The sequence below is a fragment of the Streptomyces sp. NBC_01017 genome (assembly GCF_045162795.1).
GTDB classification, from domain to species: Bacteria; Actinomycetota; Actinomycetes; order Streptomycetales; family Streptomycetaceae; genus Streptomyces; species Streptomyces machairae.
On sequence record NZ_CP108683.1, the window covers coordinates 378423 to 400670 of the forward strand.

Genomic DNA, 22248 nt, shown 5'->3' on the forward strand with positions numbered 1-22248 from the left:
CCGACCATGGCGCCCAGGAATCCGACGGGAAAGGACGGCGGCAACTATCCCAACGGCAAACGCGGGGCGGGGCAGATGAGTGGCCAGCGCGCGGCGCGGCTGGAGAAGCTCGGCATGGTGTGGAGCCTGGCGGATGAGCGGTTCCAGGAGAACTTGGAAGCCGCGAAGGCGTACTACCAGCAGCACTGGACCCTATGTGCTCCGAGGTCGGCAACGATGCTGGACCGGCCGGTGGGGCAGTGGCTGTCCAACCTCCGCCGCCCTGGCGCGCTGGACGGCCACCCCGAGTGGAAGTCGGCGCTGGAGGCCTTGGACGAGGACTGGAACCGGTCGTGGCCGGCCGAGTGACAGCGGCACTACACCGCGCTGCGCGAGCTGGTGGCCGACGAAGAAGGCCAGGCCGGCCAGACCGAGGTCCTGCCCGGCCTCACCGTGCATGGGATGGACGTCGGGAAGTGGCTGGCCCGGCAGCGGACGCCAAAGGTCTGGGAGGCCCTGACGGACGGGCAGCGCGAGCGGCGTCGGGGGTACGCATTCAGAAGGAATGCGGCTGATCGGTGACGGTGTGTGAGGCGTGCTGGTCAGGTGGTTTGCGTGATGGGGGGCATCCAGAGGTTGCCGGTGAAGGCGCGGTGGATGGCCTCGAAGGCGCTCAGCCCGTGTTTGCGGGCGGAGTCGAGGTAGGAGCGCACGGCGAGCCAGGCCATGGCGCCGTCGGCGGACTGGTGACAGCCGGAGATCTTCAGCTGGGTCTTGACCGGCCGCAGTGCTCGTTCGCCGCAGTTGTTGGTGAAGGGCACGTGCCGGGGGGCGTCGGCGAAGCGGAGCACGGCGTGCGCCTGGTCCCGCAGACGTTCCAGCAGGTTGCGGGCCGGAGTCTGTTTCCGTCCCGGCGCGCGGGGATGGAGCGAGAGCCCGACGGCGATGCCTCGGTGGAAGGCTTCGAAGTGCAGCAGCAGGGCCTCGGGTGCGATCTCACTGATCTCGCCGGAGCGCACCCTGATCGCCTGTGTGTTCAGGCCGGCCAGGGCCCACCGGATCTGCTGGTGCCACCTCTGCGCGGGGAAGTCCTCTTCGGCAGCGGTCAGTTCGCGGATCAGGTGAGCGGTCCTCGTCGGCTTGAGCGAGGGCGACTTCGTCATCGTCGATGGCACCCTGATCCCGGCCGACCGCGTCCGTGCGGATGAGCCGTACTCGCAGAAACACCGCAAGCACGGCATAAACGTGCAGGTCATCGCCGCATCGAACGGCACCCCGCTGTGGTTCTCACGAGCAACACCCGGCCGCACTCACGACCTGACCTCCGCCCGTGCCCACGGGATCGTCCAAGCCTGCTTGACCCGGCAGATCCTCGTCCTGGCCGACCGCGCCCACCGTGGCGCCGGCGCCACGGTACGCACCCCCTACTGCCGTACCAGCAGTTCAACCGCGACCACGCCCGCCTCCGGGCACCGGGAGAACGCGCCTTCGCTCAAGGGTGTTCAGCCCGGTCAACTCCGCCACCTGGTAGCCCTCCTGGAGGCTGCCGTCCTGTCTGATCGAGGTCTCCCATGCGGTCTCCGGCAGCTTCGCGATGGCCTTCTCGTCCTCTTCGGTGATCGTCCAGCCGGTGGTGAAGCGGACGGTACGGCGCATCGTGTTCAGGTCCCGGAGGTGTTCGTGCAGGCCGTGGGTGGCCCCGGCGCCGTCGACGCGTACCAGGATCTTGGCGGTGGAGGCGCCGGGGACCTGGGCGAGCGCCTCGCCGAGCACGTGCAAATGGTCGGCGACCGTGTTGGAGCCGGCGCTACCGGTTCGCAGCCACATGGCCAGGCACTCGGAGGTATTCGCGCACCAGGCGGCGAGCGGATGAAAGCCGTAGGTCTTCTTCCAGGTCGCCGAGGCGCCCAGCTTCTTCGACGCCGCGGTGATGATCGTGGCGTCCATATCGATCACGACCCAGCGGTGCAGCACCTTCCCCGCGACGGTCAGCCACGGAAACCCGCCCGGCCGCAGGGCCAGCTGCGACCACACATGCCGACGCACCCGAGCCCGCACCGCCGCGATCTTCGCCAGCACCCGCTCGTCCATCGCCGCAAGCGTCCGGCGCGTCGTCGAGTCGGACACCGTCGGCCCGAACAGGCCCTGGTGATGGGCCTGCATCTGCTCGGCATCGGACAGATTCACTGCTCCCAGCACGATCGCCACGGCCAGCTGTACGACCACGACCGCGCGATCGCGCCAGCCGAACCCCGCCCCCTGGGGCAGCGCGCCCGCCAGCGCACTCGTCAACCCCGTACGGTCCGCCAGCTTCCGCAGCAGCACCGCCCCGGCATGCCCGATCAGCGCCTTGCCATCAGCGGCCACGGACAGCCGCCGATCCCACCCCGTAGACTCACTCACCAGAAAGGTGCCCCGCTCCTGCATTCCAGATGCTTCCTCGACAGTCGCATCCTCGCAGGTCAGGGCACCTTTCGCGTCAACCGGCCCCGCACGCAGCCGAATTCAGCTGAATACCCGAGGCTGAACCTCTTTCATCCTGCCCCGCAGGGGGAAATGACCTGGTGGGCGGGGGCGTGACAGGACAGGGCCCCTCGTCGTTGGCGTGGTGATCTCACTCATCGCACCGGCGACCGAGGGGCCCTGTTGGTTCCGTATCCTTCCATGCTCGACGTCCCGTATGAGCTCGTCGAGCATGTCTCCTGGCTCATCTACGCCCGAAGGCGGGGGTTGAGTCTTTCGATGATTTCTGCGTGTGCCGTCTCAAGGGCATTCATGAGGTGGTGAGGGGGAAAAGCCCGCCTGGTCTGTGACCTGGCGTCGGATAATGCGAAGTGACCGCATGAAGGACAGTCTGTCGGGGTCGATGTCGGCCTGGTCGGCTGCCTCGCACATCAGATGCCGGACCGCGTAGTGCGTGAGGAGCAGTGCCCAGATCTCCTGCTCGATCATGTCCGGTGTCTTCGAGCGCAGTACGCCGCCGCGGCCTCGCTGATGAGTTTTGATCTCGTCCAGGCTGGATTCGAATTCCCAGCGTTCGGCATAGGCGGCCGCGAGTTCAGCGGAACTTGCCTCGTCGGGGGCCATGATGGTGGTGATCAGGCAGAAGATCTCTCCCTTGCCTTCACGGTTTGTCACTTCGTATTCGATGACCCGGACCGGAAGCCCGGACGGTTCCTCGATGTTCGCCGATCCGCGGTGTCGCTGGACCGCGCGCCGATGACGGACCTTCGGGTCGAGCAGGAACGACTCGTACGACCCGTCCTTCAGGGGCCGCACCACTGGCAGGTGAGGCCCATCAGGCATGCGCCACAGCAGATCCGCGCCGGTAGCCGCGGCAGCTTCCCACAGACGGTACGCATAGAATCCCCGGTCAGCGGTAACCAGCATGCCCGGTTCGAAATCGACGACGAGTTCCTCGGCGAGAACACCTTCGTCCACGCGCCAGGGCCCCAGCCGTGCTGCTACCACGGCATGGGTCCCGCATTCGCCCAGCCCCACGATCTTCACCTGGGAAAAAGGCGCCGGATTTTTCGTCCCTCCGGACCGGCCGAACCTCGCGTCATTCGCAGGGGTATCGGGAACATCCAGCACGAAACCGTCGATGGCCATCAGCCGCCACCGCCCCAGCCACGCCCCTTGCGTGCCCCGCCGAGCGCAAGGCAGTGCCACCCGCTCAAACAGCACCCGCAACGGCTCCGGTCCCAGACGCCGGCGCGCCAGGGAAATCGCACCCGTCGTGGGAACTGTCCAGTCCTTGCGCCATGTCCCCAGAAAACGCAGACCGTTGACGAGAAGCCGCATCACTTCCTCGTACGACTCGCCGAAGAACAGACACAAGCCCATCACGTAATAGACAACAACACGCGCCGGGAGCAGACGTGACCGCTTTTCCATCCGGCCCGTCTCGACGAGAACCTCATCGACCAGATCACGGTCGACCAGGCGCGTCAGAACACCAACACCCACCCGGTCGGTTAGACGCACGCCCGAAACTGCCGCCGAGCCCTCCAGCACCCCACCCATAGGCGAGGAAGGTATCCGGTCTCCTGGAAACAACAAAGCACCGGTACTTGGATAGTTGACCATCCACAGGCAGCCCGGGCGTGTCGCTGTGGAAAAGTGGACGACTGGAAATCAGTCACTTATCTAAGTGGCATTGGGCTGCGGGCTCCTGGAGAACGCGCCTTCGCACAGCTGAAGACCTGGCGACTGCTCCGGCGGGCCAGATGCTCCACTCGTCGCATCGGCACCATCGTCCAGGCCGTCCACACCCTCATGACCTGCACGTATTAAGGATGAAAGAGGTTCACTGACGCGTACAGTAGTCGTCGGGGATCTCGCCGACGGCCTCACGCGGCCGCTGGGCAATCTCATCGGCGGTGTCCGTCAGCGTCATTGCAACTCCTTCTCCGTCGAGGAATTTGGGCGGCTTTCGAGCTCGCCATAAATTGGGCTCTGAATTAGTAGTCGAGATCCAGGTAGTCAATGTCGTTGATTTCCACGTCCGACAGTCCCATGGCACGTGCGCCGCCGTCCTGGAAATAGACGTCCTTGAACCCTTCGGCGATGATCCCACGCATTTCCTGGTCGCCGGCCCCTGCGTCGCGGGCGTCGAAGAGGCGCTGTGCGTACGCCGGGGGGAGGTGCACGGTGAGTCGCCTAAACCGTCCGTCGTCGGTCGTGCCGATGGGCGCGGTGTACCCGAACCGGGCCCTCGTCTCGACCGTGATCCCGCCCGTGGCGGCGGCCTGGCGCTGCCGGCGCTTGCGCACCTGCGGCTGCCAGCGAGCCCTCACAGCGTTGTCAATCTTCGCGGCGATGTCGGCGCGGGCGTGCTTGCGGGCCCCCCTGCGGTACCTGTTGACGGAGTCGGCGGTGACACCGATCTCCTGCGCAACGGCCTTCGCGCTGCCCAACTGCCGGATCAGGTAGCCGATCTGGCCCTTGAGGGTCTTGGGCGGCTCCCGGGTGAAGCTCTCCCGGCCGGCACGCTCGATCGCGTCGTCGATCTCTCCCACCACAGCCCTACTCCCCCTCGTCCAGGACAGCGTCGCCGCCCTTGATATGCCGGGCCGGGTTCAGGCCCTGCTCCATCAAGTCGACCGCCCACAGCATCGACTGCACGCCCTCCAGCTTCGCCAGGCCCGGGGTAGGCCCGAGACGGAACCCGCCCGGCTGCGGCTTACCGGACGCCGCGTACGGCAAGAAGCCCAACGGGCTCCGGCCGGGCGAGGGATAGACGACGCAGTCGGACAGCACCGCGAGCGGGTACAGGCCCGTCATCGTCGCCATGTTGCGCAGCTTGCGGTGCATGTTGACCCGGGCCTTACTGATGACGGCGGCGCGGATGTCCGGGCGCCAGGTCGGCCGCTGAAGGGCCGGCCACCGCTCGCCCTCCTTGTAGGACTTGCCCTGCGGGCGCTCCCGCAGCTTCCCGACGCCGCCCTTCACGGTTGCCTTGATGGCCGTGAGCACGGCGGCCATCGCCGGGTCGACCTGCTTGTGCTGCTCCATCGCGGCGAGGAACTGGCGGTCGTCCAGGTCCTTGGTGACACCGAGGTCGGCGAGGGTGTCGACGTACGCGGTCTTGAGCCGGTCGTGCCACGGATCCAAGTACGCGCCGGTTGCTTGGCGCAGATACGCCTCGATCGGGGCGACGTTGTAGCCGAGCTCCTGGGCGTAGGCGACGGTGTGCGTCTGGTACCAGGCCGGGTCTGTCGGGCGCTCCCCGGTCGGCGTGAACGGCGAGGGCAGGCGCGGGTCCAGCTCCACGTGGGACAGGTCCGCCAGCCAACTGCCCGGCACCTTGGGGTTGAACGGCGGGTTCATGAAGTGCACCGGCTCCGACAGGCCGACGACCAGACGGGCCGCGGCCGCGAGGAACGCCGTGTTCAGGTCCAGGCCCACCGCGAAGGGGAGCGTGCACTCCTCATCGGTGAGCAAGTCCACCGACCGCACCCACTGGTACGCCTCCTCATTGAGGAAGCCACCCGCCCAGCCGGAGTCCACGACGACCGGATGCTCGGCGGTGGCCTCCGGCGGCGCCGGGTCCATCGGCTCCGTGCCCAGCGAGCCCGGGTTGTGGCCGGACACCCAGTTCCCGGTCGCTTCGTCCCGTACGGCGCGCGTGGACGGACGCAGCGCCGTCATCAACTCCAGCCCCGACACGGCCGTCGACCCACGCGGGGTGATGACCCGCTGAGCGTAGACGCCGAGGACTTGGGCGATGTCGGCCGGCTCCATGTCCGTCACGCCGGGCCAGGCCCGCTCATCGAGAGCGTCCCAGGACAGGATTGCCAGCTGCACGCACTGCCGCTCGCCCCCTTGGGCCTTGCGGTAGATGCGCGCCCACGGGCCGAACCCGCGCTGCGTCAGCTGCCACTTCGCCCTCACGACCTGCTTCACGACCGGGTGATCCTCGGGCAGGCGCAGCGATCGGCGCTGCTCGTGGCCTTCCAGGCGCTCCGGCAGGCCGAACGTCACGGCCGCGGCGGCGGTGAGCACGATCAGCGGGTCGGAGTCCTTGCCGTAGCGGTTGAGCTTTGCTGCACCGAGGCCGGACTCGCGCAGCGTCCACTCCACCAGCTCCACCACCGTGGTCGCCGGGCAGTCCAGCACGATCCCGTCGACGCCGTACGCGGAACCATCCCCGTCCAGCACCGCGAGCGGGCCGTGGGGGAAGCGCGGGTCCAGCGCGGGCGCGGTGGCCTTCTTCGCGGCCGGGCGGCGCGACGACGCGGGGCGCGCGGCCGACTGTTCGGGCGCGGCCGCCGCGGTGGGGGCCTGTCCCGGTGCGACAGCCCCCGTCTCCGGCGCACGGGTGGCCGGGCCGGTGAACGTGGCCCGCACGGCCGGCTGCGGCGCGACGGCCGGGGCGGGCGCGGTGGGGACGCCGTGCGCGGGGTACTTCGCCGCCCAACCCTTCAGCAGCCGCTGATACGCCTCCAGGCGTGGCGACTTCGGCTCGGAGCGGCCGTTCTCGTAGTTCTTCACCGTCTGCGTCGACGTCTTCAGCGCGACCGCGAGACGGGCCTGGGTGATGCCGGCTGCCTCCCGCAGCCGGGCCCGTTCCGCCGGGGGTGGGAGCTGCGGCTCCTCCTCCAGCAGTGCGTCGACGGACGCGAAAAGCTCTTCCTCTGATGCCATGCGTCTACCTCCACCCCGAACACTAACAGTGTTTATCCGTTTATTTAGCCCGCTTCTTTAACCCTGACTAAGTAGATTTGCGGCGGAGTGTGGACACGGAGCGGGCTGACTGTCGGGTCGCACGTGACCTGACGAATTCGCGTGAGATCTGGCGAAGGCGGTGGGGAGTTCTCATCTGATGTGGCGAGCCTGATCGGGTGACAACTCGATTGCGAAGCGTGGTGGGCGGGGCCCCGGCGAGGGTCGAGGGCTTCGAGGTGGGTTACTTGGGAGGTGACGGGGTGGAACGCCGGGTGCCGCTGGTCAGGGCCGCAGGGGTTCGGTTTGAGGACGGGCGTCCGGTGCGCGAGTTCCCCTCGTACCGCGGGCAGCGGAACTACCCGGGCCTGTATTGGTCTGCGACGGCCGGCATGCACGTCGGGTACGAGTCGTGGCTGGAGCGCGATCACGCGATGGCCCTCGACTTCGACCCGGCTGTGACCGCGTTGACCTCGCAGCCGCTGTGGCTGTTCTGGGCGAACGAACGGGGCAAGTCCCTCTCGCACGCGCCGGACTACTTCGTACGCCGCGCCGACGGCTCGGTGCTGCTGGTGGACTCCCGGCCCGAGAACCGGCGTCCCGCACGGGACTTGGCGAAGTTCGCCGCGACCGAGCGGGCCTACGCCGAGATCGGCTGGAGCTATGCCCTGTGGGGCGAGCTGGACCCGGTGGAGTCCGGGAACCTGCGCTGGCTGGCCGGCTACCGGCACCCGCGCTGCTTCAACGCCGAAGTCGCCGCACGACTGCGGGAGTTCTTCGCGGCCCCGGGACTGCTGATGGAGGGCGCCGAGGAGACCGGCGATCCGATCGCCGTGCTGCCGGTGCTGTTCCACCTGATGTGGCGCCAGGAACTGCTCTGTGACCTGTCGGTTCTGCTCGGTGACCGCACGGTGGTGCACCTCGCGGCGGAGGACATGCGGTGAGGCCGCGTCCGCTGCTGAAGGTCGGGGACCGGGTGGTCTTCGGCGGGCTGGAACACACCGTGGTGGCCGTCGCCGGAACGACGGTGCAGCTGCTGTCGGCCGCTGGTGAGCCCTCGACGGTGCTGGTGGCCTATCTGTTCGCGGCACCGGATTTCGAGGTGATCGGCTCCGCACCGGTGCCGCCGCTGACCTCCCAGGGGTTGCTGGATGGGCTGCCGAAGAAGGTCGCCGAGGCGGCCTGCCGATGGGAACGCCACCTGGTGGAGATCGAGACCGGGCTGCCGCCGGACGCCCCGGCCGGCGCCGTTCCGCGGCCGGAGTATGACCCGGCGTCACGGTCTCTGGCCGAGCAGGGAGAAGGCGAAGGCCGACGAGTTGTCGGCAGCCGGGCAGCGGACGGGCCTGCGCACGATCCAGCGGATGCGCCGACGCTACCGGGAACAGGGGCTGTGGGGTCTGGTCGACGGCCGCTAGCACCAGCTCAAGATCGAACGCACGGCCCCGGTCGACACCTCCGGCGAGCGCATCCCGGTCGTCTACATCGTCACCCCGCCTGCGGTGAAGCCTCGCGACCTGGTGGTCGAACTGGCCGCCTTCCTCGGCCTGCCCTACGCCTCCCGCGAGAGCCCGCAGGCGATCACCCACAACGTGATCTCCGTCCTGCACAAAGTCCGCTGCCGACTGATCGTCGTAGACGAGATCCACAATCTCGACCTCACCACCCGCAACGGTCAGGACGCATCCGACCAGCTGAAATACCTCTTTGAACAGATCCAGGCGACGTTCGTCTACGCAGGCGTCAACGTCACCGAGAACGGCCTGTTCTCCGGCCTGCGCGGCCGCCAGCTCGCCGGACGCTTCATCACCCTCAATACCGGCCCGTTCGAGCACGACACCCCGCAGCAGCGCGAGGACTGGGAACGCGTCGTCCTGACCATGGAATCCACCCTCCGTCTGCACCGGCACACCCCGGGCACCCTCCGCAGGCACGAGCCCTACCTGCACAAACGCACCGGCGGCATGATCGGCAGCCTTGACCAGCTCATCTACGAAGCAGCCAACGACGCTATCGCCGACGGCACCGAAAAGATCACCAAACGGCACCTCGAAGCCGTCGTCCTCGACACCGCTGCCGAGGAGGTCCGCTCATGAAGCGCTGGCAACGCACCGTCCGACCGCTGCCGCTGCGGGCCCGGCCCATGCAGGACGAATCGGTGGTCTCCTTCGTCATGCGGCTCGCCGCCGCGAACGACTTCCCGCCCACGCTCCTGTTCCGCATCATCGGGGACTGCGTCCCCGGCAAGCACGTCCTGCACCGCGACGCCATCCTCAACGCCCCCGCCATAGACCGGCTCGGCATCGTTTCCCGCACCCCGGCCGACCACCTCAGACGAGCACTGCCGGGGCTGAGCCACACCCCCGCATACGTCCCACTCCCGGTCGCGACCCCGACCGTTCGGTTCTTTCGCCTCCCCTATCCGATGCTCGTCTGCCGAACCTGCACGCTTCAGCACGGTCCGGCCACCGCCGTTGCCTGGGAGCACCGCGAGCGCGACTACGCCCGCTACGTCTGCACCACACACCGCCGCTGGATCAACAGCATCCCCCAGTTCCACCTCACCGCGGCCCCCGAGATCGTCACCGCCCAGCACGAGTACGACCACCTCGCCGCCCGCTACGACCAGAGCCAGGCCTTCTCCGGCCTCTTCCAGGCATGGAACGTCACCAGCGGTTGGCTGCAAGAGCGACGTCACACGGCCCTGCTCCAGCGCTGGACGGCCCGCGCCCTGAGCATCGGTGCGACGGGCCCCGGCTCCGCCGCTTCCAGGTTCCCGGAGATGATCCAGCTCGCCGAGCTGCTGGTGGACCCCGACTGGCGGAGCCATGTCGGTCTGTCCGCTGCCTGGCGGCTGCGCGCCGTCTATCGCTACACCGCCCACGCCATCGGCACCGACTACGAAGTCTTAACCGCCGACAACGGCCGTGACGACTCGCTTTGCAAGTGGGTCAAGAATCTGCGCTCCCATTACGCAAGCCGAGCACAGGCACCCACCCGGCGAGCTTGCTCGCTGAGGGGCATCCCGACACCGCCCCTACCCAAAAGTCGCCACCTCGAATGAGAAAGACAACCGATGGAGATCTCACCGCAAATGGCGAGCCCCAGCTCACCGGAGCCACTCGCTCGCCAGCTCAGAAGAGAACCAACAGACTCTGTCGAGTCGCACGTGACCTGACGATTTCGCATGAGATGTCCGGTCTCCGTGATGTCCGGGCAGTCTCAAAGATCTCCGGGCATCTGGCCGGGCGTCCCGCACAAGTCCGGGCACCTCTCGGCATTCGCGCCGGTCGCGAGCGCGGCGACTCTTCCGACCCGACCCACCGCACGAACGACTGCCCGGACTTCTCCGGGACGCAGGGTGCGCTGGGTGTCTCACTCAAGTCCGGGCACCGCAGGTCGAGGAGGCGTTGCACCCGGAGATATCTGCGACCGGACATGAGATCTGGCGAAGGCGGTGGCGAGTTCTCATCTGAGGTGGTGTCCTGTGACAGTCGATCTTCCTCTTTGCCACTGAATCTTGCTCAAGCTCGGCTTGTTGCCACTACGGTTTACTCGATTGGGGGCGAGGTGGCCGGGTGAGCACTGCGGGTGCGTTAGAGCATGACACCGCCGGAGGCGGATTCACGCTCCGGTTCGCCGGTGCTGGAGGCCACGAGCGGGTTGTTCCGTTGGATCAGTGCCATGGGCTGGCGTGGGAGGAAGCGACTCCGGTACGGACGTTTCGCTGGTCGCGCGGACTTGGGCATTTCCCAGGCTGGTGGTGGGCCGCATCGACTGGACGTCATGTGGGGTTCGAGTCGTGGCTGGAACAGGACCGGCTGGTCCTGCTGGACTTCGATCCGGATGTTGTGGGGATCGCTTCGCAGCCGTTCTGGATGCACTGGCATAACGGGAAAGAGAAGCGGCGTCATGCCCCGGACTACTTCGTACGGCTCGCCGACGGCCGTGCTCGCGTGGTCGATGTCCGCGCCGAGGACCAGGTCGACGAGCGGACCGCCGAGGCATTCGCAGCCACCGAGCGGGCCTGTTCGGGGGTCGGCTGGGAGTTCAGGCACGTTGGTGTCCCGGACCCTGCGCTGATGGCGAATCTGCGGTGGCTGGCCCGCTACCGGCATCCGCGCTGCGCCGGCAGACCTGAGATCGCAGCCCGGTTACGGGAGGTGTTCGCAGTGCCGACGCCGTTACTGACGGGAGCCGAGGACGCCGGGGACCGGCTGGCGGTGTTGCCCGTACTGTTTCACCTGATGTGGCGGCAGGAACTGGTGGCCGATCTCGCGCATGAGCGGCTGGGCCCCAGCACACTGGTGCGGGCCGCTGGTTCGGTTGGGGGATCGTGGTGAACGCGGGACATCGGCCGCTGCGGCCTGCCGGAGTGTCGATCGGTGATCGAGTACGAGTGGCCGGGGTCCTGCGCACGGTGATCGCGGTGTCCGGCAAGACCGTGCGTCTGGCGGACACGGACGGCGTGGTCACCGATATCGGCCTGATCGAGTTGTCGGCGGCCGAGGATTTCGAGGTGGTACGCGCGTCGTCGCGGACGCCGGTTCCGCCGGCGACGCCGTTGGAGGGTCTGCCGGAGGCAGTGGCGGCGGAGGCGTTGTGGTGGGAACAGCACATCGTGGAGGTGTTGCGCGGGGTTCCGCCGCAGGCGCCTCCAGGCACGAGGCCGAAGCCGGAGTACGACCCGGCGGTGGTGTCGCTGACCCGCCGTGAGCTGGCGAAGGCGGCGGAACTGACCGCTGCGGGGCGGCCGGTGACGGCGAGTGCGATCGCCAAGCGTCGCCGCCGCTATGAGGCCCGCGGAGTGGTCGGGATGGCCGACCACCGGTCCGGCAAGCCCGTCAGCGCGCACGGCCGGGTGGACCCGCTGGTGGTGGAGGCGATGCAGAGGGCGGTCGCCGAGGCCGCCCAGGGTTCCACCCGGACTGCGACTTATCTGTTCTGGAGGACCGGTCAGATCCTGGAGGCGGATCACGGCCGAGGCTCGGTGGAGTTGCCGTCTCAGCGCAGTCTCTACCGGCTGCTGGAGAAGCTGTCGGCGGGCAAGCACACCACCGGATCGGCCCGCACCCGCCGGTCGCTGGCGGACCGGCCCGACGGGCCGTTCGGCGAACGAAGTGCGGCGGCGCCGGGCGAGTTGATGCAGATGGACTCCACCCCGCTGGACGTGCTGGTCCGCCTGGACGACGGGGTCCCCGCCCGGGTTGATCTGACCGGCATGATCGATGTCGCGACCAGGAGCCTGACCGCAGCGGTGCTGCGGCCGACGACCAAGTCCGTGGACGCCAGCGTGTTGCTGGCCCGCACCGTCACCCCCGAGCCGATGCGGCCCGGCTGGGCACAGGCGCTGGCGATGTCACGCTCGGCGTTGCCGTTCAGGCGGTTGCTGGATATCGACGCGCGTCTGGAGCACGCCGCGGCTCGGCCGGTCATCGTGCCCGAGACCATCGTGGTCGACCAGGGGACGGTGTTCATCTCCCGCAACTTCCGGGCCTCCTGCAACTTCCTGGGCATCAACTTCCAGCCGGTGCACGATGCATCGGGCTGGGAGAAGGGCCACATCGAGCGGATGCTGGGTTCGGTCGGAACTTTGTTCGCCCAGTTCGTGGCCGGTTACACCGGCTTCAACGCCGAGCGCCGTGGCCGGCACGTCGAACAACAGCCGCTCTGGTCCTTGCTGGAGCTGCAGGAACTCCTGGACGAGTGGATCGTGGTCTGGCAGAGCCGGCCCCACGACGGACTGCGCGACCCCCTACACCCGGGGCGGATGTTCAGCCCGAACGAGAAGTACGCCGCTCTCGTCGAGACGGCCGGTTATGTCCCGGTCGCATTGTCGGCTGATGACTACATCGAGCTGCTGCCCGCGACCTGGCGGGCGATCAACGCCTACGGCGTGAAGATCAAACACCGGACCTACGACGACCAGGCCCTCAACCCGCTGCGGCAGCAGCGGTCGGGCGTCAAGGATCGCAAGGATCTGTGGGAGATCCACTACGACCCCTACGACGTGTCCCGCATCTGGGTCCGTGACCATGGCAGGGGCGGCTGGATCACCCTGTTCTGGAAACAACTGCACCGCGTCGCCGCCCCGTTCGGCGAACTGGCCTGGGACCACACCCGCCACACCCTGCCCGGAGCGAGCGAGGAGCAACTCGCCGATGCCGTCGCCGACCTGCTGCGACGCGCCCATCAGGGACCCGCTGACCGCGGTGACACAGGCAGCAGAGCCGGACTCAGCCGCCGGGACCGGCGTGTCGCCGCCCGCACCAAATCCAGTCCGCCATCCACCCCGATCGCGCCCGAGGCACCCCCTGCCGACCGGGTTGCCGACAGAGAAACGGGCCAGGCCGACGACGTTCCCGAGGAGAACATCGCCAAGGTGATACCGATGCCGATCTTCGACCCGTTCACCGAAGCGGACAAGCGGTGGTGAGTCAGGGGCCGGGGCGGGGTGGGGATCCCGCAGATGGGTACGGGCATCTGCAGCTGACCACCCTGCCGGGGTGGCGCGGGTTCGTCACCGAGATACCCGCAGTGCCGGAGCTGCTGCCCGAGGCGGTCTGGTCGGCTCTCGCGGACGACAAACGAGTCTGCTACGACGATGACCGCATCGACCACCATTCACAGTTGCTGGTGGTCCAGACTCCCACGATCCGCCAGGTCATCACCTCGGGCCGCAGCCTGATCCAGATGAACAAGAACGCCCACTACGGACGATGCGGCCTGATGGTGTCCGGCCCCGCCAGAACCGGCAAGACCACCGCGCTCACCCAACTCGGCAAGACCGTCGAGGTGATCCACCGACGGCGGCACCCGAACTCCTCCAGCGACATCCCGGTCATCTACATCACCGTCCCACCCGCCGCCACCCCCAAGATGATCGCCATGGAGTTCGCCCGGTTCTTCGACCTGCCGATCTCCACCAGAAGCAACATCACCGACATCGCCGACGCAGTCTGCGGCGTCAGTACGGACGCCCACGTGACCCTCGTTGCGGTCGACGAACTCCACAACCTCAACACCGCCACACGCGCCGGCGCCGAAGCCTCCGACACCCTGAAGTACTTCTCCGAACGCATCCCGGTCACCTTCGTCTACGCCGGAATCAGCCTGGAACGGACCGGACTGCTCTCCGGCGCCCGCGGAGAACAGATCGCCGGCCGGTTCGGGATGGTCCGCACCGGACCGTTCGGCCAGAACCAGCAGTGGACCGCGCTGATCGCAGCCCTGGAGGACAGTCTTAGGCTCCACCGCCACCGGCCCGGCGCCCTCACCAGACTCGACCGCTACCTGCACCAGCGCACCCACGGGATGATCGGAAGCCTGCTCTGGTTGATCCGCGGCGCGGCCATCAGCGCCGTCCTGGACGGCACCGAGAAGATCACCAAGAAGGCCCTCGACGCCGTCGACGCCGACTTCACTTCCCAGTCCCCGCGGCCACCCGCCGCGTGATCGACACCCATGCTGCCCCGAGAACGAGCCGAGAAGATCCTCACCCTGCACGCAGCCGGATGGCCAGTGCAGGCCATCGCTGACCACATCGGCCACAGCCACCAAACCATCCGCGACTACATCAACGGCCGCAGAACGCCCGGGACTCGGGCCCCACGGCCAAGCCTGCTCACCGAACCCCTCGCCAGCTACTGCCGCCAGCGACTCACCGAGGATCCGCACCTGCGGACCAGTGTCCTGTTCAAAGAAGTAGCCGACCTCGGCTTCCAGGGAAGCCGGGCAACCCTCTACCGCGAACTGGACCGCCGCCTGCTGGTCCTGGCCGACCGCCGCAAGACCAACTCACAGGAGGAGGATCCCCCGGTCCCATCCGAGATGTCCCGCACACTCGCCCGCAGGCACGAGCGGACACCGGTGCTGCCACAGCCAGTCGCCCCGATCGCAGGAGAAACCCTCAACTCCTACCTGGCCCGGATCGCCCAGGCCAACCACCTCACCGTCACCGAGGTACTGGCAGTACTGCCCACCTGGTTCGCCACGAAGACCAACAACATCGACGACCGAGCCCAGCACCACATGCTCGCCCCCGCAGCCACCCAGGCCCTGCACGAACTCGCTCACCTCACCAGCACCACTTCCGCCAGCCTTGCCCACGCGCTCCCCGCCTTCGGCACCGACGAAAGCCCTGTCCGGGCCACGACCGCCTGCCACCGGTGCACTGCCCGCCTCGGCATCCGCCAGCCCGTCCCCGTCCACCTCCCGATTCACCACAAGGTCTGCACACAGCACGGAATCTGGCTCAGCGATCTCGGAGAACCCCACCTCGACCTCTCCATATGCCCTGAGATCACCACCGCCCAACGCCGGGCGAACCGACTCCTACGCCGCTTCACACCCCAGCAACTCACCCTCGCCCACCAAACTGCGGTCGAAGCCGTCCCGCCCTGGCCGGCCTCCCCAGCCGCCGTCCCGCACCACTGGAAATACCGGCTCCTCGCACTGCAGACCCACAATCACCACCGCGGCATCCCGACCGAACTCGACACCTACTCACACGCCGCGATCTACCCCGACGCCATCGAACTCGCCGCAGCAGTACTCGCCAAGCATCCTCACGATCCAGCAAGATCCACTGGCGAAGACTCTCCGCATCTCCGAACGATGGCACCCGCGGTTCACGGCCACTTCGCCACTCAAGATTCCTCGCCGCAGGTCAGAGCGACCGCGTCAGGGACGACTCGGTGACACAGGACAGGTGGCGAGCCCGGTGGGGTGACAACTCGATTGCGAAGTATGAGGGGCGGGGCTCCGGCGAGGGTCGAGGGCTTCGAGGTGGCTTACATACGAGGTGACGGGGTGGAACGCCGGGTGCCGTTGGCCAGGGCCGCAGGGGTGCGGTTCGAGGACGGGCGTCCGGTCTGGAGCGCGATCACGCGATGGCTCTCGACTTCGATCCGGCTGTGACCGCGTTGGCCTCGCAGCCGCTGTGGCTGTTCTGGGAGAACGAGCGGGGCAAGGCCGTCTCGCACGCGCCGGATTACTTCGTGCGTCGCTCTGATGGCTCGGTGCTGCTGGTGGACTCCCGGCCTGAGAACCGGCGTCCGGCACGGGACTTGGCGAAGTTCGCCGCGACCGGTCGGGCCTGCACCTAGTAGGACTCCGTTAGGTTGCTCTGGCTCTGGGGTTTTGGCTGGTGGTGGATGTTCTGGGCAGGGGGCGGTGGCAGGTGGTGCAGGTGCCGGTCCAGCAGTTCAGCAGGTCCTGGATGGCGTCGAGGGTCTGGTAGAGGGTGAGTTGGCTGTATCGGCTTTTGGGGCCAGTCGCTGTTCGGTGAGGAACGCGTGGGCGGCGGTGACCAGGGTGACGTGGTGATGCCAGCCGTTCCAGGAACGTCCCTCGAAGTGGTCCAGGCCGAGGCCGTGCTTGAGTTCCCGGTAGTCGTGCTCGATGCGCCAGCGGATCTTCGCCAGGCGGACCAGTTCGGCGATTGGGGTGTCTGCGGGCAGGTTGGACAGCCAGTAGCCGGTGGGTGCTTCGGCGCCGTCGGGCCATTCGGCCAGCAGTGTGACCTCAGGCAGGACGCCGTCCCAGTGGCCGTGTGAGGCGAGGGCGGCGGCCTGGGCGAGGCGTTTGGATTTGATCCCGGCGGGCCGCACCTGCAGGGACAGGAAGTGTGAGCGCAGCGGTCCGCGGGATCCTTCCCGCCAGGTCACCTCGGTGAAGGCCTGCCGTCCGTGGCCGGCCACCAGCGCGGCCACCGGAGTCGGCCTGTCGCGGTAGCGGGGCTGCGGCTTGCGGCCGTTGCCGGACCAGGTGGGGGCCATGGGCATCGCATCATGCGGGTGGACGGTCACATCCGAGCGGATCGCCACCACGTAGTCGATGCTGCGATGTTCCAGGCCGTCGCGGAAGTCGGCGTTCTGTCCGTAGCCGGCGTCGGCCACCAAAACCGGAGGCACCAGACCCCATCCGGCCAGCTCATCGATGGTGTCCAGGGCCAGACGCCACTTCTCCCGGTGCCCGATCTCGTCGGGCATCCCGGTCTTGCGCCGGCGAACCGGATCGTGCGCCCACTCCTCAGGCACGAACAGGCGCCATTGCAGCGGACAGGACGCCGTGTCGGAGACCGCGTGCACACTCACTGCGACCTGGCAGTTGGCCTGCTTGCCCAGCGCCCCGCAGTACTGGTGGGCGACCGCCACCGACATCTTCCCGTCCTTGGGAAACGACACGTCATCGACCGCCCACGCGTCCGGACCGACCAGCGGCACCATCCGCTGCGCAATCCGCCGCCGCACCGGCAGCGGATCCCACGTCGACTGGTTCACGAACTGCTGCAGATTCTGCTCGTTGCCGTCCGGCAGCCGCTGCGCCATGGCCTGGATGGACTTGCGGCGACCGTCCACCATCAGTCCCCGCAGATAGCAGTCGCTCTTGGCCCGCTGGTCCTTGCGCGGCACCGAGGCGAACACATCAGCCACGAATAACGCCAACTTCGCCCGAGCCCGGTTCACTTCATGTGTATCCACACCTTCAGCGTTCCCCCAAACAGGACCGACAGGCAGACATAACGGAGTCCTACTAGTGCCGTATCAGGCAACGTTCGCCCTGTTGACTACCTTGCGCAGGCGTTCGTCGGCGGCGTGCTTGTTCCGCCAGATGATGTAGCGGCGGATCATGCTGCCCTGCTCCTTGTGGCTGGCATGGTCGGTGCCGTCGAGTGCGAAGTAGCGCAGGGCGGTGAACTGGGCCTCGATGCGGTTGAGCCAGGAGCTGTTGGTCGGGGTGTAGGCGAATTCGACGTTGTTGGCCGTGGCCCAGTCGCCGACGCGGGTGTCCTTCTTGGTGGTCAGGTGCGGGGAGAAGTTGTCGAGCACGATCGCGATCCGGGTCTCGGCCGGGTAGAGGCTGCGCAGGTAGCGGCAGAACTCCAGGAACCTCGTCCGGTTCTTCTTCGGCTTGATGTGGCCGTAGAGCCTGTCCCGGGCCAGGTCATAGGCGGCGAAGAGGTGGCGGACGCCGTGCGGGCGGGTGTAGGTGGCCCGTCGGCGGGGGCGGGGTTCCCGGTCGGGGTCCTTGTGCTTCCCGCCGCGCTCGGTCCACTGCCGGCCGGGGTGAGGCTGGAGGTTGAGCGGGCCGAACTCGTCAAGGCAGAAGACGACTTCTGGTTCGCCATCGTCGGGTATGACCTCGCCGTCGGCGATGGCGTAGAGGTGCTCGACGCGCGCTTTCTTGGCGGCGTAGTCGGGGTCGCGGGAGGTCTTCCAGGTCTTTATGCGTTGAAACGAGACGCCCTCCTCACGGAGCAGAACCCGAAGGCCCTCGTGGCTGATGTCGTCGACCACCCCCTCGGCGACCAGGAAGTCGGCCAGCTTGGCCAGGCTCCAGGTCGAAAACGGCAGGCCGTGCTCGGCGGGCTTGGACTTGGCGGTCTTCTTGATCTCCCGGCGTTCGGGGAGAGTGAAGGTCTTGGGCCGACCGCCCTTGTACTTCGGGTAGAGCGAGTCGAAGCCGTCGGTGTTGAAGTTGTGGATCACGTCCCGGACTCGGTCCGCGCTGGTGAATGTCACCTCGGCGATCTTCGCCACGGGCATGCCCTGCGCGGACAGCAGCACCATCTGGGCCCGCCGCCAGGTCACCACCGACCCCGTGCCTCTACGGATGATCCGCAGCAGGCGCTGCCCCTCGTCGTCATCGATCTCACGGACGCGTACTCGTTCTGCCACCCAGACAGCTTGGCCGACACCGCGCCGTCCGGACCAGCATCCGAACGGCGCGTCACATCACCACAGGGCAAAGGTTCTCTGATGCGGCACTAGTAGGTCGTCGCTGCTTAGTTGTGTCATGTCTGGGAGGCTGGTATCTGTCAGATCCTTCTCGCTTGTCAGACAGGGCTGTTGTTATGGGTTCGCAGAAGAAGCGGCCGGTCAGGCTGACCACGCAGGACCGTGAGGAATTGGTCCGGGTGACCACGACGGGTGTTCGCGGAGCTTCGATGATCATGCGTGCGCGGGTGCTGCTCGCGCTGGACACCTCGGTGGGTGAGGTGGACTCCAAAGAGGCGATCGCGACCCGGCTCGGCGTCTCCGGTGAGACGTTGCGGCTGGTCGCCAAGCGTTTCGCCGAGACCGGTGGCGATGTTCACGCCACGATCGCACGGAAGAAACGCGACCTGCCGCCGGTGCCCTCGCCGGTGACCGGCGAGGTCGAAGCCCGGCTGATCGCGATGGCATGCTCCCAGCCGCCCTCAGGCTATGCGCGGTGGTCGCTGCGACTACTGGAGAAGCACGTCGCACTGGTTGAGGACATCCCCGATCTGGACCACTCCACCATCGGCCGGATCCTAAAAAAACGGAACTGCGCCCTCACCTGAAGAAGTGCTGGACCATCCCACCACGAGCGAACGCACAGTTCGCAGCCCGGATGGAAGACGTCCTCGCCGTCTATGCCCGACCCTACGACCCGGCACGTCCGGTGGTGTGCATGGACGAAAAGCCCTACCAGCTCCTCGACCACGTCCGCGGCCCAATCCCCGCCCGACCCGGCCGCGACGCGTGCCAGGACAGCGAGTACATCCGCTGCGGCACCTGCTCCGTCTTCGTATGGACCGAACCCCTGCGCGGATGGCGTCGAGTTCAGGCACTGACCCGGCGGACCCGGATCGACTGGGCCGGCCAGGTCAAGCAGCTACTGACGGTGGACCACCCCGACGCCGCGACCGTGGTGCTGGTGATGGACAACCTCAACACCCACACCATCGCCTCCCTGTACGAGGCATTCGAACCGGAGGAAGCCTTCGCCCTGGCCCAGCGCCTCGAGATCCACCACACGCCCAAGCACGGCTCCTGGCTCAACATCGCCGAGATCGAACTCTCCGCGCTGACCCGGCAATGCCTCGACCGCCGGATCGGCGACCTCGACACACTCAACACCGAACTCTCGGCCTGGCAGAACGCCACCAACACCGACCAACGCCAAGTGGACTGGCAGTTCACCACCCATGACGCACGCATCAAACTGCGCCACCTTTATCCCAAGAATTAGCCACGACAGTCTACTAGATCGGCTGGAGCTATGCCCCGTGGGGCGAGCTGGACCCGGTGGAGGCCGTGAATCTGCGCTGGCTCGCCGGTTACCGGCATCTGCGCTGCTTCAATGCCGAAGTCGCCGCACGGCTGCGGGAGTTCTTCGCGGCGCCGGGACGGCTCATGGAGGGCGCTGAGGAAGCCGGCGATCCGATCGCCGTGCTGCCGGTGCTCTTTCACCTGATGTGGCGCCAGGAACTTCTCAGCGACTTGTCGGTGCTGCTCGGTGACCGCGCGGCGGAGGACGGGCGGTGAGGCCGCGCCCGCTGCTGAAGGTCGGGGACCGGGTGGTCTTCGTCGGCCTGGAGCACACCGTGGTGGCCGTCGCCGGAACGACGGTGCAGCTGCTGTCGGCTGCTGGTGAGCCGTCGACGGTGCTGGTGGCCTATCTGTTCGCGGCGCCGGATTTCGAGGTGGTCGGCTCAGCGCCGGTGCCGCCGCTGACCTTCCAGGGGCTGCTGGAAGGGCTGCCGAAGAAGGTCGCCGAGGCGGCCTGCCGGTGGGAACACTGCCTGGTGGAGATCGAGACCGGGCTGCCGCCGGAGCGCGAGTAAGTGGCTGGACACGATCACCGCTCAAGCACGCAGCGCCCAGGCGAAGGTGTTCTCCGTGAGCGTGCCGTGAGTCACCCCGCAACTTCGGAACAGGCGCACGAGCACCTGCTGTCCCCAGCGATCGAGGGCATTGAGCGGGAAGGCTGGACGCTGGACAGCATGAGCACGTACAGCGCTTCCTCGGCCTACGAAGGTCCCGCCTTCTGGGCATTGTTGGTCTTCCGCACGGCCTACCGCGGGCACGCCCGTGCACTGCCCCAAGACCGACCTCTGCCTTCCGGACCGGCTGAGCGCGCCCGCTCTCCGGTTCGCCTTCGACCGCAGCCCCTCCAGCTTCGCCGCCACCAGCTCCACCCCCAGCCTCCCGGCAACCTCCTTACAAGCCAGCGGCGTTGACGAAGACGCCAGGACCTCCACAATCCGCTGATACTCCGCGGACAGCACCGTCACCTGACACCCCTCACTAAACGCCGGAACCACCGCGCCCTTCGACGGCGACGGCGACGGCGACGGCGACGGCGACGGGGCAGCGTTCTGTGCGACCGGCACCGCGCCTTCTTCCGCCTGGGCGCCTGCGGTCGGATCAGCGAGAACCTCCACCAGGGCCTCCCGCGCAATCACGAACCGCTCCCAAAAACGCTCCGCATCCCGCAACTCGGCCAGAACCCGGTCGGCTTCCTCACGCAGCACCTCCACCCGCTGCCGAGCCCCGCGCTCCCGTTCCTCCAACAAACCGACGACCGACGCCACCGAGCACCTCCACAACCAGCACGACACGATGAGTCCTGTCTGCCACAGAACCAGCCACACCATGCCTGACCAGCGGAAAGTCAGCGATCAAGTACGGAAAGACAACAGCTTCTGAGCAGGCGCCTGATCTCGAAGGCGGTGAAGCGGACGGGGGCGGGCGGGCTGCTGGGATCAGGCGGGTCCCCCTCTCTCGGCTACGGGCGCTGCCGGCGGGGGCCGGCCGTAGCGGGTCCGGGCCGGCGGGCCGTTCTCGCGGGCGGTGGCTGCGTCGCAGCCGGCCAGGAACGCGGCGGCCAGCTGGGCGAGGGTGACGTGCCGGTACCAGCCGTGGAAGGAGCGGACCTCGTAGTCAGCCATCCCGCAGGCGGACTTCGCCAGCTTGATCGCCTCTTCCACCCGCCGGCGCGCACCCGGCACCAAAACGATCTCCTCGACCGGGGTGTCGGTCGGGCCCCGGCCCAGGTAGTAGTCGCGTTTGCCGGGATCCTCCAGGCGGCGTCGCGCGAGCTGTCCGCGTCCGGCCGCCATCCGCAGGGCCGTCACCGGCCGCTCGGCCCGGTGGTGATCGGCCATGGCCCAGCCGATCACCTCCCGCATCGCGAGATCGATGCAGGACGCCAGATAGGCCTTACCCTCGGCGGTGACGAGCTCGGTCATGTCGCCGACCAGCCGTATCCCGGGGCGCGATGCGGTGAAGTCCCGCCGGACGAGGTCCACGGCGAGCGCTTCCGCCGCCCTCACGCCAGGCCCGATGCCAC

At 67.7% G+C, this 22248-nt stretch carries 23 protein-coding genes and 3 pseudogenes; 17 read left to right on the forward strand and 9 right to left on the reverse strand.

The window, feature by feature from the left end; genetic code table 11:
* The first annotated feature begins 6 nt into the window (after window positions 1–6).
* Entirely contained in the window at window positions 7–348 is a 342-nt protein-coding gene (locus tag OG331_RS01880) for a helicase associated domain-containing protein (protein WP_406191006.1), read from the forward strand.
* Between the two features lie 233 nt (window positions 349–581).
* Here OG331_RS01880 and OG331_RS01885 read toward each other — a convergent pair whose 3' ends face one another.
* A complete protein-coding gene (locus OG331_RS01885; protein ID WP_406209593.1) occupies window positions 582–1220 on the reverse strand; it encodes a transposase in 639 nt (212 codons plus the stop codon).
* Between OG331_RS01885 and OG331_RS01890 the strand changes: the two are divergent.
* Window positions 1111–1475: pseudogene (locus OG331_RS01890) on the forward strand (transposase family protein); the annotation flags it as partial. The gene OG331_RS01885 and the pseudogene OG331_RS01890 overlap by 110 nt on opposite strands.
* Here the strand turns inward: OG331_RS01890 and OG331_RS01895 are convergent.
* Window positions 1423–2406 carry a transposase gene (locus tag OG331_RS01895; protein ID WP_406191008.1) on the reverse strand — a complete coding sequence of 328 codons (984 nt, stop codon included), beginning with the start codon at window positions 2404–2406 and terminating at the stop codon, window positions 1423–1425. The pseudogene OG331_RS01890 and the gene OG331_RS01895 overlap by 53 nt on opposite strands.
* A 178-nt stretch (window positions 2407–2584) precedes the next feature.
* Between OG331_RS01895 and OG331_RS01900 the strand changes: the two are divergent.
* Window positions 2585–2706: pseudogene (locus tag OG331_RS01900) on the forward strand (IS5/IS1182 family transposase); the annotation flags it as partial.
* A 36-nt stretch (window positions 2707–2742) separates the two neighbouring features.
* Here OG331_RS01900 and OG331_RS01905 read toward each other — a convergent pair.
* A complete protein-coding gene (locus OG331_RS01905) occupies window positions 2743–4068 on the reverse strand; it encodes an IS4 family transposase (RefSeq protein ID WP_406191011.1) in 1326 nt (441 codons plus the stop codon).
* Between the two features lie 75 nt (window positions 4069–4143).
* Here OG331_RS01905 and OG331_RS01910 point away from each other — a divergent pair.
* Window positions 4144–4275 (forward strand): annotated as a pseudogene (locus OG331_RS01910) (IS5/IS1182 family transposase); the annotation flags it as partial.
* A gap of 167 nt (window positions 4276–4442) precedes the next feature.
* Here the strand turns inward: OG331_RS01910 and tpg are convergent.
* Both tpg and tap read right to left on the reverse strand, forming a co-directional pair.
* Entirely contained in the window at window positions 4443–5000 is a 558-nt protein-coding gene (tpg, locus tag OG331_RS01915) for a telomere-protecting terminal protein Tpg (protein WP_406191014.1), read from the reverse strand.
* Window positions 5001–5007: 7 nt separating this feature from the next.
* Complete coding sequence (tap, locus tag OG331_RS01920) at window positions 5008–7128, reverse strand: telomere-associated protein Tap (RefSeq protein WP_406191017.1); 2121 nt, start codon at window positions 7126–7128, stop codon at window positions 5008–5010.
* Window positions 7129–7394: 266 nt separating this feature from the next.
* On the opposite strand from tap, the gene OG331_RS01925 reads away from it, so the two are divergent.
* The 9 genes from OG331_RS01925 to OG331_RS01965 all read left to right on the forward strand — a co-directional run bounded on the left by OG331_RS01925 (window position 7395) and on the right by OG331_RS01965 (window position 16253).
* Complete coding sequence (locus tag OG331_RS01925; protein WP_406191019.1) at window positions 7395–8090, forward strand: TnsA-like heteromeric transposase endonuclease subunit; 696 nt, start codon at window positions 7395–7397, stop codon at window positions 8088–8090.
* Between the two features lie 321 nt (window positions 8091–8411).
* Window positions 8412–8564: a hypothetical protein gene (locus tag OG331_RS01930; protein ID WP_406191022.1), complete on the forward strand. Its 153-nt coding sequence runs from the start codon at window positions 8412–8414 to the stop codon at window positions 8562–8564.
* Window positions 8565–8576: 12 nt separating this feature from the next.
* The gene (locus OG331_RS01935) at window positions 8577–9242 is read left to right on the forward strand and encodes a TniB family NTP-binding protein (RefSeq protein WP_406209596.1); all 666 of its coding nucleotides are present in this window, start codon (window positions 8577–8579) and stop codon (window positions 9240–9242) included.
* Window positions 9239–10210, forward strand: a complete 972-nt coding sequence (locus OG331_RS01940) for a hypothetical protein (RefSeq protein WP_406191023.1) — start codon at window positions 9239–9241, stop codon at window positions 10208–10210. Before OG331_RS01935 ends, OG331_RS01940 begins: the two co-directional genes overlap by 4 nt.
* Before the next feature lie 607 nt (window positions 10211–10817).
* On the forward strand, window positions 10818–11489 hold the full coding sequence (locus tag OG331_RS01945; protein ID WP_406209599.1) for a TnsA-like heteromeric transposase endonuclease subunit: 672 nt from the start codon (window positions 10818–10820) through the stop codon (window positions 11487–11489).
* Window positions 11490–12031: 542 nt separating this feature from the next.
* Window positions 12032–13582, forward strand: a complete 1551-nt coding sequence (locus OG331_RS01950) for a Mu transposase C-terminal domain-containing protein (RefSeq protein ID WP_406209602.1) — start codon at window positions 12032–12034, stop codon at window positions 13580–13582.
* The gene (locus OG331_RS01955; RefSeq protein ID WP_406191024.1) at window positions 13576–14601 is read left to right on the forward strand and encodes a TniB family NTP-binding protein; all 1026 of its coding nucleotides are present in this window, start codon (window positions 13576–13578) and stop codon (window positions 14599–14601) included. Before OG331_RS01950 ends, OG331_RS01955 begins: the two co-directional genes overlap by 7 nt.
* Window positions 14602–14610: 9 nt before the next feature.
* The gene (locus tag OG331_RS01960) at window positions 14611–15846 is read left to right on the forward strand and encodes a TniQ family protein (RefSeq protein WP_406191026.1); all 1236 of its coding nucleotides are present in this window, start codon (window positions 14611–14613) and stop codon (window positions 15844–15846) included.
* A 191-nt stretch (window positions 15847–16037) separates the two neighbouring features.
* Window positions 16038–16253, forward strand: coding sequence for a hypothetical protein (locus OG331_RS01965; RefSeq protein WP_406191029.1), 216 nt, complete (start codon window positions 16038–16040; stop codon window positions 16251–16253).
* A gap of 99 nt (window positions 16254–16352) precedes the next feature.
* Here the strand turns inward: OG331_RS01965 and OG331_RS01970 are convergent, their stop codons facing one another.
* Together OG331_RS01970 and OG331_RS01975 are read right to left on the reverse strand one after the other, a co-directional pair.
* Window positions 16353–17630 (reverse strand): IS701 family transposase, encoded by a 1278-nt coding sequence (locus tag OG331_RS01970; protein ID WP_406190343.1) that lies wholly within the window; start codon window positions 17628–17630, stop codon window positions 16353–16355.
* A gap of 63 nt (window positions 17631–17693) precedes the next feature.
* The gene (locus tag OG331_RS01975; protein WP_406191032.1) at window positions 17694–18827 is read right to left on the reverse strand and encodes an IS630 family transposase; all 1134 of its coding nucleotides are present in this window, start codon (window positions 18825–18827) and stop codon (window positions 17694–17696) included.
* 269 nt (window positions 18828–19096) lie between these two features.
* On the opposite strand from OG331_RS01975, the gene OG331_RS01980 reads away from it, so the two are divergent.
* Genes OG331_RS01980 through OG331_RS01995 form a run of 4 tightly spaced genes read left to right on the forward strand, consistent with a single transcriptional unit; the run spans window position 19097 to window position 20740 of the window.
* Window positions 19097–19474, forward strand: coding sequence for a helix-turn-helix domain-containing protein (locus OG331_RS01980; RefSeq protein ID WP_406191034.1), 378 nt, complete (start codon window positions 19097–19099; stop codon window positions 19472–19474).
* Window positions 19475–19488: 14 nt separating this feature from the next.
* Window positions 19489–20145, forward strand: coding sequence for an IS630 family transposase (locus OG331_RS01985; protein WP_406209605.1), 657 nt, complete (start codon window positions 19489–19491; stop codon window positions 20143–20145).
* Window positions 20146–20162: 17 nt separating this feature from the next.
* Window positions 20163–20441, forward strand: a complete 279-nt coding sequence (locus OG331_RS01990; RefSeq protein WP_406209608.1) for a TnsA-like heteromeric transposase endonuclease subunit — start codon at window positions 20163–20165, stop codon at window positions 20439–20441.
* Window positions 20438–20740, forward strand: coding sequence for a hypothetical protein (locus OG331_RS01995; RefSeq protein ID WP_406191036.1), 303 nt, complete (start codon window positions 20438–20440; stop codon window positions 20738–20740). The genes OG331_RS01990 and OG331_RS01995 overlap by 4 nt, the downstream gene beginning before the upstream one ends.
* Window positions 20741–20761: 21 nt before the next feature.
* Here the strand turns inward: OG331_RS01995 and OG331_RS02000 are convergent, their stop codons facing one another.
* Window positions 20762–21490, reverse strand: a complete 729-nt coding sequence (locus OG331_RS02000; protein WP_406191039.1) for a hypothetical protein — start codon at window positions 21488–21490, stop codon at window positions 20762–20764.
* Window positions 21491–21661: 171 nt separating this feature from the next.
* On the reverse strand, window positions 21662–22231 hold the full coding sequence (locus tag OG331_RS02005) for a hypothetical protein (RefSeq protein ID WP_406191042.1): 570 nt from the start codon (window positions 22229–22231) through the stop codon (window positions 21662–21664).
* Window positions 22232–22248: the final 17 nt, after the last annotated feature.

Bases quoted from the DNA above. Each gene is read 5' to 3' on its own strand.
- OG331_RS01880 (WP_406191006.1), top strand. From the start codon at position 7: ATGGCGCCCAGGAATCCGACGGGAAAGGACGGCGGCAACTATCCCAAC.
- OG331_RS01885 (WP_406209593.1), bottom strand. From the start codon at position 1,220: ATGCCGTGCTTGCGGTGTTTCTGCGAGTACGGCTCATCCGCACGGACG.
- OG331_RS01895 (WP_406191008.1), bottom strand. From the start codon at position 2,406: ATGCAGGAGCGGGGCACCTTTCTGGTGAGTGAGTCTACGGGGTGGGAT.
- OG331_RS01905 (WP_406191011.1), bottom strand. From the start codon at position 4,068: ATGGTCAACTATCCAAGTACCGGTGCTTTGTTGTTTCCAGGAGACCGG.
- tap (WP_406191017.1), bottom strand. From the start codon at position 7,128: ATGGCATCAGAGGAAGAGCTTTTCGCGTCCGTCGACGCACTGCTGGAG.
- OG331_RS01930 (WP_406191022.1), top strand. From the start codon at position 8,412: ATGACCCGGCGTCACGGTCTCTGGCCGAGCAGGGAGAAGGCGAAGGCC.
- OG331_RS01940 (WP_406191023.1), top strand. From the start codon at position 9,239: ATGAAGCGCTGGCAACGCACCGTCCGACCGCTGCCGCTGCGGGCCCGG.
- OG331_RS01950 (WP_406209602.1), top strand. From the start codon at position 12,032: ATGCAGAGGGCGGTCGCCGAGGCCGCCCAGGGTTCCACCCGGACTGCG.
- OG331_RS01960 (WP_406191026.1), top strand. From the start codon at position 14,611: ATGCTGCCCCGAGAACGAGCCGAGAAGATCCTCACCCTGCACGCAGCC.
- OG331_RS01965 (WP_406191029.1), top strand. From the start codon at position 16,038: ATGGCTCTCGACTTCGATCCGGCTGTGACCGCGTTGGCCTCGCAGCCG.
- OG331_RS01980 (WP_406191034.1), top strand. From the start codon at position 19,097: ATGATCATGCGTGCGCGGGTGCTGCTCGCGCTGGACACCTCGGTGGGT.